This is a genomic window from Ornithinimicrobium ciconiae (genome assembly GCF_007197575.1).
Lineage (GTDB): Bacteria > Actinomycetota > Actinomycetes > Actinomycetales > Dermatophilaceae > Ornithinicoccus > Ornithinicoccus ciconiae.
On record NZ_CP041616.1, the window covers coordinates 912,902 to 927,155 of the forward strand.

The following is a 14,254-nucleotide window of genomic DNA, read 5'->3' on the forward strand; positions in this document are numbered from 1 at the left end:
CATGTCCAAGCGAATCGACGTCAACAACCTGAACATCTTTTATGGCAAGTTCCACGCCGTGAAGGACGTCAGCATGGTCATCGAGCCCAAGTCGGTGACCGCCTTCATCGGCCCGTCCGGCTGTGGCAAGTCCACCTTCATCCGCACCCTCAACCGGATGCACGAGGTGATCCCCGGTGCCCGGGTCGAGGGCGAGGTGAGCATCGACGGCAAGAACCTCTATGGTCGCGGCGTCGACCCGGTCGACGTCCGCCGCGAGGTCGGGATGGTCTTCCAGCGGCCCAACCCCTTCCCCACCATGTCCATTCGCGACAATGTGCTCGCCGGGGTCCGGCTCAACAGCAAGCGGCTGTCCAAGAAGGCCGGTGACGAGCTCGCGGAGCGCTCACTGCGAGGCGCGAACCTGTGGAACGAGGTCAAGGACCGGCTCGACAAGCCCGGCTCGGGCCTGTCCGGTGGGCAGCAGCAGCGACTGTGCATCGCCCGGGCGATCGCGGTGCAGCCGCAGGTCCTGCTGATGGATGAGCCCTGCTCGGCCCTGGACCCGATCTCGACGCTGGCCATCGAGGACCTGATCAACGAGCTCAAGACCGACTACACGGTCGTGATCGTCACCCACAACATGCAGCAGGCGGCGCGCGTCTCCGACCGCACCGGCTTCTTCAACCTGGAGGCCACGGGTCAGCCCGGTCAGCTGGTGGAGTTCGACGACACCCAGAAGATCTTCAACAATCCCAGCCAGAAGGCCACCGAGGACTACATCTCGGGTCGCTTCGGGTGAACCTCGGTCGTTTCCGGTGAGTCACAGGTGGGGGCCTCCGCTGCGGTGCCTCCTAGAGTCCGAAGCCCCTAGACTCCGAGGCCCCTAGACTCCGGTCATGACCTGGCTGGCAGCCCTGAGCGCCACCCTCATCGTGCTGGAGTATGTGCTCAAGATCTGGGCGGTCGGCACCGTCCCAGAGAACCGGCGCCCAGCCTCCTCCTCCGCCTGGCTGCTGCTGATCCTGTTTGTCCCTCTGCTGGGCTTCCCGCTGTACTGGTTGATCGGCAGCCCCTGGGTGCGCGGGCGCCGGCACGAGGTGCAGTCCCGTGCCAACCAGCTCCTCGCCGAGGCCAACGAGCACCTGCCAATGCTGCCCGCAGGCGTGGACATCCTGCCCGGACTCGCCTCCGTGGTCCGGATGAACCGTCGGCTGACCAGCCTGCCGTGTGTCACCGGAGCGGACGAGGGACTCTACGGGGACACCGGGGAGTTCTTCGCCGCCCTTGCTGAGGCGATCGATGCTGCCGAGCACCACGCCCACATCGAGTTCTACATCGTCTCCCGCGACGCCTCGACCGAGGCGGTCTTTCAGGCCATGTTCCGAGCCGTGGCGCGCGGTGTCCAGGTCAGGTTGCTGCTGGACCACCTGGGGTCGCGCAAGTATCCGGGCCGCAAGGAGATGGAACAGGCTCTGACGGACGGCGGCGTGGACTGGCACCACATGATGCCGATCGACCCGCTGCGCAGACGGTGGCGCCGCCCCGACCTGCGCAACCACCGCAAACTGCTGGTGGTCGATGCCGAGACCGGATTCGTCGGGTCGCACAACCTGATCGGCGACGCCTACGGCAGTGCTGCCAACGAACGGGCCGGCCGGCGGTGGAAGGACCTGAGCATGCGGGTCTCCGGTGACGTGGTGACCTCGCTGCAGTCGGTCTTCCTGACAGACTGGTTCACCGAGACCGGAGAGCGGCTGGACGCTGCGACATACCTCCTCGACCACCCGGACCTGGAGCCGGGAGACCGGGCCAACATCCTGCAGGTGGTCCCGTCCGGCCCGGGCTTTCCGACCGAGCCCAACCTGCGCATGTTCACTGCCCTCGTGAGCCTGGCCACCGAGAAGATCTCCATCACCAGTCCCTACTTCGTGCCCGACGAGTCGCTGCTGGCGGCGATCACCTCCGCCGCCTACCGCGGAGTGCACGTCGAGCTGTTCGTCGGGGAGAAGGCCGACCAGTTCCTCGTCGGTCATGCCCAGCGCTCCTACTACCGGGCGCTGCTCACCGCCGGGGTGGTCATCCAGCTCTATCCGGCCCCCACCGTGCTGCACGGCAAGTACCTGACCATCGACGACGCGGTCGGCGTCATCGGATCCTCCAACATGGACTACCGGTCCTTCGGCCTGACCTACGAGGTCATGATGATGGGCTTCGGGGGTGACCTGGTCGCCAGGCTGCAGGCCAACGACGAGCAGTATCGCGCGGCGTGTCGCGAACTGACCCTGCAGGAGTGGGACCAGCAACGCTGGCACCAGCGCTATCTCGACAATGTGTGCCGGTTGACCTCAGCGCTCATGTGAAGTGGCCGCCCCGCGAGGCAGGCACCGCGTGGGGTTGAGTCCACCAGAGGCAGAAACCCACCCAGCGCGGTGGTCAGGATCAGGCGGGTGGCCGGTGCCGCTCCAGGTGCACCACCGTGGCCTGCGGGCCGATACCCGCCAGGTGCACGGCCAGCACCTCACCCTTGTCGATGCCCTGCCGCGCCAACCTGGTCAGCATCGTCCGCTCGCGCCCCTGAGGCGCCAGGTTCGTGAGCGCCCGGAGCAGACCCGGGAAGACGGGCCCGTGGGTGCACAGCGCGGTCCCCTCGCCGCGGGCGAGGACCTGGTCCAGGCGCGTGAGCGCCTTGTCGGGCGAGCGGGTGAAGCCCTCCTCCGACAGGCTCTTGCGCGTCTGCAGACCCAGTCCCGAGGCCGTGGCATAGGGCGCCATCGTGTCCGTGCAGCGCAGTGACGGGGAGCTGAGCAGGTGCTCCGGCTGGTAGGCCTCGAGCAGGGGAACGATCCGGTCGGCCCGGCGCACGCCGACGGGACTCAGCGGACGCGCGGGGTCAGGGCCGTCCCAACTGCCTCGGCCGACCGCGTGGGCGTGACGCACCACCAGCAGGGTCCAGGTGTCGAGCAGGCCGTCAGCCTGCGCGTCGACCAGGGCGTCCAGCTGCTCCCGGTCGCGGCGGTAGGTCAGACGTTCCCGGGCCTCGTCGGCCGGGAGCCAGCAGACCTCGTCGATCTCGTGCTCGAGGGCACCGTCGCCGCCGGCGACCGTGCCGGCCCAGTAGCGCACCTGCTTGAGCTGCGGGCGGCCGTCCTTGGTGCCCAGGCCGTACCAGGAGGTGGGCAGCGGGGTCCCCAAACGCACCCGCAGACCCGTCTCCTCGAGCGTCTCGCGCGCCGCCGCGACGACCCACTCCTCGCCACGTTCCAACTTGCCCTTGGGCCAGGACCAGTCGTCATATCTGGGCCGGTGCACGAGCGCGACCTGCAACTTCTTGCCCTTGCGACGCCAGGGGACGATGCCGGAGGCGCGCACGAGCACGGCCCGCTCGGTCTGGGTTGCCACGGTGTCGGGGTCTCTGGCCGGGTCAGCGCCGTCGGCCCGGACGGCGCCGCCGGCTGTAGGAGTCGATGAGCTCGAACTGGATGTCGGCCAACGGGATGCCGTCGGCGTCGAGGTGGTGACGGTGCCACTGGCCGTCCTCCCCCAGGTGCCAGCTGGCGACCTCGTCGGTCATCACCCGGTCGAAGATCGTCAACAGGTGCTTGACCTGGTCGCGGTCCGTGATCGGCACCATGGCCTCGACGCGGCGGTCCAGGTTGCGGTGCATCATGTCAGCCGAGCCGATATAGACGCTCGCGGTCTTGCCGGTGCCGAAGGCGAAGACCCGGGAGTGCTCGAGGAAGCGCCCGAGCACGGAGCGGACCCGCATCGTCTCCGACAGCCCTGGGACACCCGGACGCAGGGCGCAGATGCCACGCACCCACACATCGACCCGCGCCCCGGCCATCGAAGCGCGGTAGAGGGCATCGACGACCGCCTCGTCGACGATCGAGTTGACCTTGATCCGGACGGACCCGTCCTTGCCCCTGGCCGCCTCGGCGTCGATCCGCTCGACCAGTCCGCTGCGCACCGAGCGCGGCGCCACAAGCAGTCGCTTGAACTTGCTCTTGGGGGCCATCCCGGAGAGCTGGTTGAACAGCCGCGTCAGGTCTTCTCCGATCGCGTCGTCGCAGGTCAGCAGGCCGAGGTCCTCATAGAGCCGGGCCGTCTTGGGGTTGTAGTTGCCGGTGCCCACGTGACAGTAGCGGCGTAGCACGCCTTCCTCCTGACGCACGACCAGGCACAACTTGGCGTGCGTCTTGAGGCCGACCATCCCATAGACGACGTGCACACCGGCGTGCTCGAGCTTGCGGGCCCACGAGATGTTGTTCTCCTCGTCGAAGCGGGCCTTGATCTCCACGACGGCCAGCACCTGCTTGCCCGCTGCCGCGGCGTCGATGAGGGCGTCGATGATCGGGCTGTCGCCGCTGGTGCGATAGAGCGTCTGCTTGATGGCCAGCACGTGCGGGTCAGCGGCTGCCTGCTCGATGAAGGCCTGCACCGAGGTGGAGAAGGAGTCGTAGGGGTGGTGCAGCAGCACGTCCCCGGCGCGCATCGCCCGCAGGATGTCGCTCGGAGCGGAGCGTTCCACCGGTGCCAGCTCCGGGTGGGTCGAGGGCAGGAAGTTGGGATAGCTCAGCTCGGTGCGGTCCAGGTCGGCGATGGTGTTGAGCGCCGTCAGGTCCAGCGGGGTCGGAAGGCGATAGACCTCGCTGTGGTGGACCCGCAGCTCGCGGGTCAGCAGGTCCAGGACGTGGTCGTCCATGTCCCGCTCGACCTCCAACCGCACCGGTGGGCCGAACCTGCGGCGGGTCAGCTCCTTCTCCAGCGCGGTCAGCAGGTTCTCGGCGTCGTCCTCCTCAACCTCCAGGTCCTCGTTGCGCGTGACCCGGAAGGTGTAGGTCTCGTGCACCTCCATGCCGGGAAACAGAAAGCGCAGGTGGGCGGCGATGAGCTCCTCGAGCAGCACGTAGCGGGTGGTGTAGAGGTCGTCGACGCCCGGCAGCTCGATGAAGCGGGGGAGCAACGGTGGCACCTTGACGCGGGCGAAGTGCTCCCGGCCGGTCTGCGGGTTGTTGAGGATCACCGCCAGGTTGAGCGAGAGCCCGCTGATGTAGGGGAAGGGGTGCGCCGGGTCGACCGCGAGCGGGGTGAGCACCGGATAGACGGTGCTGCGGAACATGTCTCCCAGCCGGCTCTGCTCCTCCTCGGTGAGCTCGTCCCACCGCGCCAGCGTGATGCCCTCCCCGCCCAGGGCCGGGCCAATGATTTCCCGGTAGAGCCGGGCGTGCTGCTCCATCAGCTCATGGGCGCCCACGGAGATCTCCTCCAGCACCTCGCGAGGCTCCAGACCGGAGGCCGAGCGGGTGGCGATCCCGGTGGCGATGCGACGCTTGAGACCGGCGACCCGGACCATGAAGAACTCATCGAGGTTGCTGGCAAAGATCGCCAGGAATCGGGTGCGCTCCAGCAGCGGCACATGCGGATCGGCGGCCAACTGCAGGACCCGCTCGTTGAACTGCAGCCAGGATACCTCCCGGTCCAGGAATCGGTCGGCGGGCAGCGGCTCCTCGGCGTGATCGTCCGACTGTCCCCACGCGGAGGCGCTGGCACTGACGAAGCGACCGTTGGCTGCGCGCGCCCGCTGCGGGCGGATCGTCGGCAGCGGCACGACGGAGGAGGACTCCACGATGTCCGGGACGGCGCGGGGATTGGCGGTCATGACAGACAGTCTGCCACCAGGAAGTGGACGCTAGGCGGGGTCTGGGGCGGCGGCATACATCACGTCCACCGCGGACCGTTCGAAGCCCAGCCGGTGATAGGTCGCCAGCGCCGGATCGTTGTCTCCCTCGACATACAGGGTCGCGCTGGCCAGCCCTCGGTTGCGCAGGTGGTGCAGCCCGATCAGGGTCGTCACCGTGCCCAGTCCACGCCCCTGGTATGCCGGGTCGACCCCGACCACGTAGACCTCACCGGAGGTGGGGACGCTGTGGCCCGGCTCAGCCGGCTCCACCTTGGTCCAGTGGAAGGCGGCCAGGTCCTCGCCGTGCTCGACCAGCAGGAAGCCGTGCGGGTCGAACCAGGGCTCCTGGGTGCGCTCGTGGACGTCGGCCAGGCTCATCCGGCCCTGCTCGGGGTGCTGGGCAAAGGCGCGGGCGTTGACGCGCAGCCAGCGCTGCTCGTCACGCCCCAGCTCAAAGGAGCGGACGGTGAACCCATCGGGGAGGGAGACCTCCGGGAGTTCGGACCACTCGCCGCGCAGCGGCCGGGTCATCTGCCACAGGGTGCGCACCGGCTCCAGCCCGAGGCTGCCGAACAGGTTCTTGGCGGCCGGCAGGTCACCGTGGGCCCAGAAGCGCACGTCCGGCCAGCTCGCCAGCACCCGCTCGGCCAGGATCCGGCCGAGGCCCTGGTGGCGGTGATCTGGGTCGACCACGATCTCGGCTGCGGGCGGGTCGGAGAGCTCGACGTGGGCGTAGGCGATGGCTCCCGGTCGGGGGGAGTCCGGGTTGTCCTCGACGACGAGGTGGTGGGTGGGGCTGTCCCCGGGCGGAGAGTCGGGCAGGCGGCGCACGTCGAGCACCGTCTGCTCGGACAGGGGCCGCACGCCGTCGTGCGTGGCGGCTCGCACCGCCATGGCCAGCACGTCCGCGGACTGTGCGGGCTCGAGGTGGGTGTCAGTCGCCTTCGGCTGCATCCGGCTATTCCATCACGCCGTGTTCCGGCGTGGTCCGGGACGGTCCGGCAAAGCGGTAACCGACATTGCGGATCGTGCCGATCAGGGACTCCCGCTCACTGCCCAACTTGGCCCGCAGCCGACGGATGTGGACATCCACCGTCCGGGGGCCGCCGTAGTAGTCGGTGCCCCACACCTCGTGCAGCAACTGCTCCCGGGTGAGGACGCGCCCCGGGTGACGGACCAGGAACCTCAGCAGCTCAAACTCCTTGAAGGTCAGGTCCAGAGGCTCCCCGCCGGCCCGAACGGTCCAGCTGGACTCGTCGACCACGACGTCCGCCACCCGGATCGGACTGGCCTCCTGCTCGGCGTCACTGCTCGTCCGGGCCGCAGCGGCCTGGGACAGGCAGCGGCGCAGTCGAGCCGCCAGCTCCGCCGGTCCGCTGCCGGTGAGCACGAAGTCGCTGATCGGCCACTGCTCGTCGAGCGCCACGAGGCCACCAGCGTCAAAGATCGCGACCACCGCACCGCAGACCTGCATCGTGGACAGGGTGCGGACCAGGGCGCGGGCCTGCACGAGTGAGCTGGTGGCGTCGACCAGGACCAGGTCGACCGGAGGGCCGGAGAGCAACGCACCCGGATCCAGGTCCAGGGTGCGCAGCCGGTGGGGGAGCAGCTCCAAGGAGGGCAGCAGGCGGGAGGACGCGTCCGGGGCGCCACCGGGGGTGAGCAGAGCCAACTCGGCCACGGTGCAACGATAGACGCTGTCAGCCTGCCCGGGCTCCACACGGGTCAGATGGCACCATTGCCTCTGTGCGCCGCAGTCGAGCCCTGGTGCCGCCCTCCGTCGAGGTCGCGGCCATCTCGTGCTGCGCCGCCCTGGTGGTGGCGCTGGCAGCGATGGCCGGCCCCACCACACTGGCGCTGGCACTCTGGCTCATCGGAGCCGTCCTCGCGTGGGGATGGGCCGGCATGCTGGCCCTCCCCGCACCCCGGGGCACGTCAGCGGTCCTGCTCGGCGGCGCGCTCGCCGTGGTGCTCAGCGCTGTGCTGGACACCTCGCGCCCCGGTCTGGCCTGGGTGCCGGCCGCGTTGGCGATCTCACTGATCGGCGCGTTCCTGCACCAGTTGCTGCGGGTGGACGGTCGCCCCCGGATCGTGGAGTCGGTCAGCTCGGTCGTGCTCGGCCTGGGCCTGATTACCTGCGGTGTCCTGCTCGTGCCGCTGGCCCACACCGAGCTGGGGGCCGGGCTGGTCGCCGCCACGGTCGCCGGGGCAGCGGCCAGCGCGCTCACCGACACCCTGGGCCGGTGGGAGGCACTGCGCCCCTGGCTGGTCCCGCTCGCCCTGCTCTCCGGGGGAGCCGCCGCGGTCCTGGTCGCCTCCGCGGCCGGGGACCCGTGGCGTGCACTGCTGCTCGCCGGGGTCGTCGCCGGTGCCGCGAGCCATGCGCTGCGCAGCGTGCTGTGCACCCTGCCGACCATGGCGCACGCCCGTCCGCGCCTGGTGATGGCCGTGACGGCGCTGCTGGTGGCCGGTCCGGTCGCCTACGGGGTCGGCTGGGCACTGCTCCCCGCGACCGGGCTCTCCTGACCCTCGCCTGACCGGCGTCGCAGCTGATCTCGCGCAGCGCTGTCCGGGCCTGACTCCTCCGGCAGAGCTTCTCCGGCAGAGCGCGAGGCCGGAGCCGGCACGGCATACGATGAGGTCGTGGCTTTTGAACTGGACCCCAACATGCCCTCCGAGCTCGCCCCGCTGGCGTGGCTGATCGGCCGGTGGGAGGGGGCTGGTGTGGTCGGCTATCCCACCATCGAGTCGCGCAACTTCGGTCAGGAGCTCGTGGTCAGCCACGACGGTCGGCCGTTCCTGCGGTGGGAGTCCCAGACGTGGATCCTGGACGACGACGGCAACAAGGTGCGCCCGGGCGCCACCGAGCTGGGATTCTGGCGGCCGCTGCCCGACGGTGAGGTCGAGCTGCTGCTCACCCACCCCACCGGCATCGTGGAGATGTATTTCGGCAACTCCAGCCCGGCCAAGATCGAGGTGCGCACCGACAGCGTGGTGCGCAGCCCGCACGCCAAGGAGTACTCCGCGGCACACCGTCTCTATGGGCTCGTGAACTCCAACCTGATGTGGGTGATGGACATGGCGGCGATGGGCCAGCCCCTCACCAGTCACCTGTCCGCCGAGCTCAAGCGGGTCGGCTGAGCGCTCGCTCGCCGGGCCCGGCTCAGCCGCCGAAGCCCTCCTGCGGAGAGACCTCGTCGCGGTAGTCCTCCATGGTGTCCGTCTGCAGGTGCTCACGCAGCACCTCGAACTGCGCCTCGTGCGGGATCACGATCGAGCCGGCCAGGGAGTCCGAGCCGATGCCGCTCCACGGGGCGGTCACGAAGTGGATGTCGTCGCCGCGCAGGTTGCGCAGGTTCCACCCCAGATCGCGCATGGTGCTGACCTGCAGGTCCTCATCGACCGTGAGGTTCTCGGTCGCCGCGTCCACCACGTTGGCCAACCGGGAGGGGTTGGTGAAGGTGTCGCGGGTGAGGACCTTGAGCATGACCGCCTTGATGAACTCCTGCTGGCGCTCGCCGCGGGAGATGTCGCCCTGGCTCAGGGCATAGCGCTCACGCACGAAACGCAGGCCGGTCTCGCCGTCCATGTGCCGGACGCCGATGTCGAAGCCTGGGCTGGCCTGGGTGACGTTGACGTCGACGCCGCCCACCGCGTCGGTCAGTGACTTGAAGCTCTCGAAGTCCGTGATGACGACATGGTCTACGGGCACGCCGATGAGCGGTTGCAGGGTCTCGACCAGCAGGGGCGGTCCGCCGAAGGCGTAGGAGGCGTTGAGCTTGTTCTTGCGCTCGGACCCGGGGATCTGCACGAACAGGTCGCGGGGGAAGTGGATCAGGTCGACCCGGTCGCGCTCGTCCGAGACGTGCATCAGCACCATGACGTCCGAGCGGCCCCGGTCGCTGTCGATGTCCCGGCTGTCCGAGCCGATGACCAGGATGTTGAGCGCATCACCTGCTGATGCCGGCTTCTCCGGCGGCGCCGGGGTGACCAGAGAGTCCTCGCCCGGGTAGGGAGACTCCGGGAGCAGCTGGGCATGCGTGATGTTGCTGCTCACGCGCCAGTTGAGGAAGGCAAGGTAGCCAGCCACCGCCCCCACGGCCAACAGGGCCACCGTCACCAGCGAGACGACCGCGATGCGCAGCCCACGTCGCGTGCGACGTGGGCGCACCGGCGTCTCGTCCTCGGTGCCGGCCCCGTCGAAGATGTCATCATCCGCGCGAGAGTCCGGTAGGTCTCCCTCGTTGCTGCCTGCCATGGCGCCGATTCTATGCACCGCACCTGGGGGGATACCGTGAAGAGGTGACCCACGTGACCAGCTCGCCCACCAGCGCCGCCGACAAGCCCGAGGACCTCACCCCTCAGGGGCCCCCGCCCGCCCCGCCCAGCCCCCTGCTGCAGCGGTCTGGCGCCGTCGCGTCGAGCGGCCTCGACGCGGGAGTCGCGGCACACTACGGCGACCCCCACCGCGAGCAGCGGTTGCTGGCCGAGGGGCTCGCGGTCGTCGACCTCTCCCACCGGGCGGTGCTGACGGTGACCGGTCCGGACCGTCTGAGCTGGCTGCACTCGCTGACCAGCCAGGCGCTGACCGACCTGGCGCCGCGCACCTCGACCGAGACGCTGGTCCTCTCACCCAAGGGCCACATCGAGCACGCTCTCCACGTCGTCGACGACGGCGAGACGACCTGGCTGATTACCGACGCTGCCACGGCTCCGGCTGCCCAGAGCTGGCTGGACTCCATGCGGTTCATGCTCCGGGTCGAGGTGGCGGACCGCACAGCGGACTTCGCGGTCGTCGGGGAGTCGGTCGCACGGGAGTCGGTCGAGGGCGAGCCGCTGGCCTGGGTGGACCACTGGCCGGGGCCGATCGGGGACACCGCGCTCTACGGACCCAGCGAGGACCACCCCGGCGCCGACCGGCCCTGGCGCGAGGTCCTGATCCCGCGCGCTGACCTGTCGGCATACGTCGGCGAGCGCCCCCTGTCGGGGATCTGGGCCGCCGAGGCGCTGCGGGTGGCGGCCTGGCGTCCTCGCGCCGGAGCTGAGACCGATCACCGCACGATCGCCCACGAGCTGGACTGGTTGCGCACGGCGGTGCACCTGCACAAGGGGTGCTACCGCGGCCAGGAGACCATCGCCCGGGTGCACAATCTGGGCCGGCCCCCGCGCCGCCTGGTCTTCCTGCACCTGGACGGCTCCGGTCACACGCTGCCCGAGCCCGGTGACGAGCTGGCGCACGGGGACAAGGTCGTGGGGCGGGTCACCTCCGTGGCGCGGCACTACGAGGAGGGTCCGATCGCGCTCGGTGTCATCAAGCGCAACACCGATGCTGCAGCGGTGCTGGTCTCGGGTCCGACGAGCGCAGCGCAGACCGTCATCGTCGAGCGCTAACCCGGGACAGGTCAGTGGGCCTGGAGGCGCGCAGTGTGACGAGGATCGCACCCCACCTGCGCTAACTCAGTTTGCATTGTGCTTGCAGTTGCAAGCATAATGGAGTCATGAGCCGCCTACCAGTGCCTGACCTGGGTGCCTACCTGCGTGAGCAGCGTGAGGCCGCCCAGATGTCCGTGCGCCAGGTGGCCAAGGCAGCCGGCATCAGCAACCCCTACCTCAGCCAGATCGAGCGGGGTCTGCGGAGGCCAAGCGCCGAGATCCTGCAGCAGCTCGCCAAGGGCCTGCGGATCTCTGCAGAGCAGTTGTATGTGCGTGCCGGCATCCTGGACGACCGCGCTGCTGGGCCACCGGTGCAGCAGCCCTACGACGTGACCGTGGCGATCCTCGCCGACGAGCGTCTGAACGACCGGCAACGGCGAGCCCTGCTCGATGTGTACCGATCTTTTGTCGGCGACGGGGCCGACGAGTCCGACGAGTCCGACGGTGCCGACACCTCTGAGCAGCCGGCCGCCCCGGCGCAAGCCTGAACACCACGACCTGAAGGAGCAGAAATGCCCACCATCAAGAACATCAAGAACGACACCGCCAAGGTTGTCGACAGCGTCACCGACGAGGCCAGCAAGCAGACCGCCGTGGTCCGCGCCGAGGCGACCCGCGTGGCCACCGACCCGACTCCGCTGTATGCCGCTGTCGGCCTGACCGACTCCGTCGTCGAGCGTGCCCGTGAGACCGTCACCGAGACCGTCGCCAAGGCCAACAAGGTCGGCCGGGCGCTGGCCCCCAAGAACGTCAGCAAGACCGTTGCGGTCAAGGCCGGCGAGGTCAGCAAGAAGGCCGAGGCCCTGCCGGGCAAGGCAGTCAGCGACGTGACCGAGGGCCTGGGCAAGGTCCAGGACGCCTACCAGGGTCTGGCCAAGCGTGGCGAGGACCTCGTTGGCCGGGTCAAGGGCCAACAGGCCACCAAGGACCTGGGCAAGCAGGTCAGCACCGTCGTTGACCAGGGCAAGCAGCTGCTGGGCACCGCGTCCAAGGGCGTCACCGACACCCGCAGCGCCGCCAAGGCGACCGTGACCAAGGGCCGCCGCCAGGCCGCCGACGTCGTCGCCGACGCCGTTGCTGGTGAGGACGTCACGGTGTCCACCAAGCCCGCCACCAAGAAGCCGGCCGCCAGGAAGCCCGCTGCGAGCCGCAAGGCCGCCACCACGTCGGCCCCGAAGGCTGCGGCGACCAAGTCCACGACGACGAAGGCTGCGAGCAAGCCGGCCACCAAGGCTGCCGCGACCAAGTCCACGACGACGAAGGCTGCGAGCAAGCCGGCCACCAAGGCTGCGGCGACTCAGTCCACGACGGCCAAGTCCACGACGACGAAGGCTGCGACGACGAAGGCTGCAACGACGAAGGCTGCGAGCAAGCCGGCCACCAAGGCTGCCGCGACCAAGTCCACGACGGCCAAGGCTGCCAGCAAGCCGGCCTCCACGTCCACGGCCACCAAGTCCACCGACACCACGGCCACGAGCACCCCGGCCGCCAAGGCTGCGGCGGACAAGAGCACCACCACGACGGCGGCCGCCAAGCGCACCGCCACCACGGCGCGCAACGCTGCGACCAAGACCGTCGAGTCCACCCAGGATGTCGTGGCCGAGACCGCGAAGACCACCGAGAAGGTCGTCGACGCCGCCACCGCCACTGCCTCCAAGGTCGGCAACTGATCAACCCCGCTCGGTCCGACTGACCGAGCACGATGACCACTGCGGTGGGGACTAGGCTTCACGCCGTGACCCCACCGCAGTCGTCGTCTGAGCCCCCTTTGCACACCGCCCCCGTCGTGGCCCAGGTGGACCGCAGCGGCTTCCTTGAGTCGGTGCACCACGGGATCATCGCCACGGTCGCTCCGGGAGGAGAGCTCACCCACGCGGTGGGCCCGGTGGACAGCCCGATCTTCCCCCGGTCCTCCAACAAGCCGTTGCAGACGCTGGCGATGCTGCGGCACGGACTGGACCTGCCCGGCCCGCTGCTCGCGCTCGCCAGCGCCAGCCACAACGGTGAGGTCTTTCACCTCGACGGCGTCCGGGAGATCCTGGCGTCGGCAGGACTCACCGAAGAGGCCCTGCAGAACACCCCTGACCGCCCCATCTATGAGCCTGAGCGAGAGCGCTGGATCGCCGCGGGGCAGGGGCCCGTCTCCCTGGCCCAGAACTGCTCAGGCAAGCACGCGGCGATGCTGGCCACCTGCGTCGTCAACGGCTGGGACACCACGACCTACCGCGACCCGGAGCACCCGCTCCAGCGGGCCATGGCGCAGACCCTGGCCGAGCTCAGCGGGGAGGACGTGGCCGCCACCGGCATCGATGGCTGCGGTGCCCCGGTGCTCGCGATCAGCACCGCCGGCCTTGCGAGGGCTTTTGGACGGCTGGCCGCCGCGGCACCGGACACCCCAGAGGGCCGGGTGGCTCGTGCGATCCGCCAGCACCCGGAGTTCCTTGGCGGGACCGGCCGGGATGTCACCGACCTGATCCGGGCGGTGCCCGGGCTGATCGCCAAGGACGGTGCCGAGGCGGTCTATGCCATCGGCCTGTCCGACGGGACCGGGATCGCCCTGAAGATCACCGACGGCAACCAGCGGGCCCGCACGGTCGTCGCTGCGGAGGCGCTGCGCGCCGTGGGCGTCACCGAGGACCTCTCCGCCCTGGACGCTGACCCGGTCCTGGGTCACGGCGCGCCGGTCGGCACCATCAGCGCGCTGCCCCTCGGGCGCTGACCCCGCATGCGTGCCGTCCTGCAGCGGGTGACCCGCGCCAGCGTGACCGTCGAGGGCCGGGTCGTCGGAGCGATCGACCGTCCCGGTCTGCTCGCGCTGGTCGCCGCCACTCACGACGACGGCCCCGAGGACGTGGAGCGGATGGCCCGCAAAATCGCTGAGCTGCGGATCCTGCCCGACGAGGCCTCAGTCTCCGACCTCGGGGCTCCCGTGCTCCTCGTCAGCCAGTTCACGCTCTATGGCGACACCCGCAAGGGCCGCCGTCCCGGCTGGTCCCACGCGGCGCCCGGACCAGTGGCCGAGCCACTGGTGGCAGCCGTGGCTGAGGACCTGCGCTCGCGCGGCATCGACGTGGCGACAGGCGTGTTCGGCGCACAGATGCAGGTGGAACTCGTCAACGACGGGCCGTTCACCATCCTCGTCGACACCTGACCGGCGCC

General features: G+C 69.7%; 14 protein-coding genes. 9 read left to right on the forward strand and 5 right to left on the reverse strand.

Annotated features, from left to right (window positions below; genetic code table 11):
* Window position 1: 1 nt before the first annotated feature.
* Together pstB and FNH13_RS04130 are read left to right on the forward strand one after the other, a co-directional pair.
* Window positions 2–781 carry a phosphate ABC transporter ATP-binding protein PstB gene (gene pstB / locus FNH13_RS04125; RefSeq protein WP_143782302.1) on the forward strand — a complete coding sequence of 260 codons (780 nt, stop codon included), beginning with the start codon at window positions 2–4 and terminating at the stop codon, window positions 779–781.
* A gap of 97 nt (window positions 782–878) precedes the next feature.
* Window positions 879–2,342 carry a phospholipase D-like domain-containing protein gene (locus FNH13_RS04130; RefSeq protein ID WP_143782303.1) on the forward strand — a complete coding sequence of 488 codons (1,464 nt, stop codon included), beginning with the start codon at window positions 879–881 and terminating at the stop codon, window positions 2,340–2,342.
* Window positions 2,343–2,421: 79 nt separating this feature from the next.
* On the opposite strand, the gene FNH13_RS04135 is transcribed toward FNH13_RS04130, so the two are convergent.
* The 4 genes from FNH13_RS04135 to FNH13_RS04150 are packed head-to-tail and all read right to left on the reverse strand — an operon-like array spanning window position 2,422 to window position 7,343.
* On the reverse strand, window positions 2,422–3,381 hold the full coding sequence (locus tag FNH13_RS04135; protein ID WP_228266586.1) for an NUDIX hydrolase: 960 nt from the start codon (window positions 3,379–3,381) through the stop codon (window positions 2,422–2,424).
* Between the two features lie 22 nt (window positions 3,382–3,403).
* Window positions 3,404–5,641: an RNA degradosome polyphosphate kinase gene (locus FNH13_RS04140; protein WP_143782304.1), complete on the reverse strand. Its 2,238-nt coding sequence runs from the start codon at window positions 5,639–5,641 to the stop codon at window positions 3,404–3,406.
* Window positions 5,642–5,671: 30 nt separating this feature from the next.
* Window positions 5,672–6,616 (reverse strand): mycothiol synthase, encoded by a 945-nt coding sequence (mshD, locus tag FNH13_RS04145; protein WP_143782305.1) that lies wholly within the window; start codon window positions 6,614–6,616, stop codon window positions 5,672–5,674.
* 4 nt (window positions 6,617–6,620) lie between these two features.
* Window positions 6,621–7,343, reverse strand: coding sequence for a winged helix family transcriptional regulator (locus tag FNH13_RS04150; protein ID WP_143782306.1), 723 nt, complete (start codon window positions 7,341–7,343; stop codon window positions 6,621–6,623).
* Window positions 7,344–7,408: 65 nt separating this feature from the next.
* Between FNH13_RS04150 and FNH13_RS04155 the strand changes: the two genes are divergently transcribed.
* Together FNH13_RS04155 and FNH13_RS04160 are read left to right on the forward strand one after the other, a co-directional pair.
* Window positions 7,409–8,188: a hypothetical protein gene (locus tag FNH13_RS04155; protein ID WP_143782307.1), complete on the forward strand. Its 780-nt coding sequence runs from the start codon at window positions 7,409–7,411 to the stop codon at window positions 8,186–8,188.
* 117 nt (window positions 8,189–8,305) lie between these two features.
* Window positions 8,306–8,803, forward strand: a complete 498-nt coding sequence (locus FNH13_RS04160) for an FABP family protein (protein ID WP_143782308.1) — start codon at window positions 8,306–8,308, stop codon at window positions 8,801–8,803.
* 22 nt (window positions 8,804–8,825) lie between these two features.
* Here the strand turns inward: FNH13_RS04160 and FNH13_RS04165 are convergent, their stop codons facing one another.
* Window positions 8,826–9,920, reverse strand: a complete 1,095-nt coding sequence (locus FNH13_RS04165; RefSeq protein ID WP_143782309.1) for an LCP family protein — start codon at window positions 9,918–9,920, stop codon at window positions 8,826–8,828.
* A gap of 53 nt (window positions 9,921–9,973) precedes the next feature.
* On the opposite strand from FNH13_RS04165, the gene ygfZ reads away from it, so the two are divergent.
* The 5 genes from ygfZ (at window position 9,974) to dtd (ending at window position 14,246) form a co-directional block, all read left to right on the forward strand.
* Window positions 9,974–11,053 carry a CAF17-like 4Fe-4S cluster assembly/insertion protein YgfZ gene (gene ygfZ, locus FNH13_RS04170; RefSeq protein WP_143784932.1) on the forward strand — a complete coding sequence of 360 codons (1,080 nt, stop codon included), beginning with the start codon at window positions 9,974–9,976 and terminating at the stop codon, window positions 11,051–11,053.
* Between the two features lie 107 nt (window positions 11,054–11,160).
* Entirely contained in the window at window positions 11,161–11,583 is a 423-nt protein-coding gene (locus FNH13_RS04175) for a helix-turn-helix domain-containing protein (protein WP_143782310.1), read from the forward strand.
* Window positions 11,584–11,607: 24 nt separating this feature from the next.
* Window positions 11,608–12,765: a hypothetical protein gene (locus tag FNH13_RS04180; protein ID WP_143782311.1), complete on the forward strand. Its 1,158-nt coding sequence runs from the start codon at window positions 11,608–11,610 to the stop codon at window positions 12,763–12,765.
* A gap of 65 nt (window positions 12,766–12,830) precedes the next feature.
* The gene (locus FNH13_RS04185; protein WP_228266589.1) at window positions 12,831–13,814 is read left to right on the forward strand and encodes an asparaginase; all 984 of its coding nucleotides are present in this window, start codon (window positions 12,831–12,833) and stop codon (window positions 13,812–13,814) included.
* Window positions 13,815–13,820: 6 nt separating this feature from the next.
* Window positions 13,821–14,246, forward strand: coding sequence for a D-aminoacyl-tRNA deacylase (gene dtd / locus FNH13_RS04190; RefSeq protein WP_143782313.1), 426 nt, complete (start codon window positions 13,821–13,823; stop codon window positions 14,244–14,246).
* Window positions 14,247–14,254 lie beyond the last annotated feature (8 nt).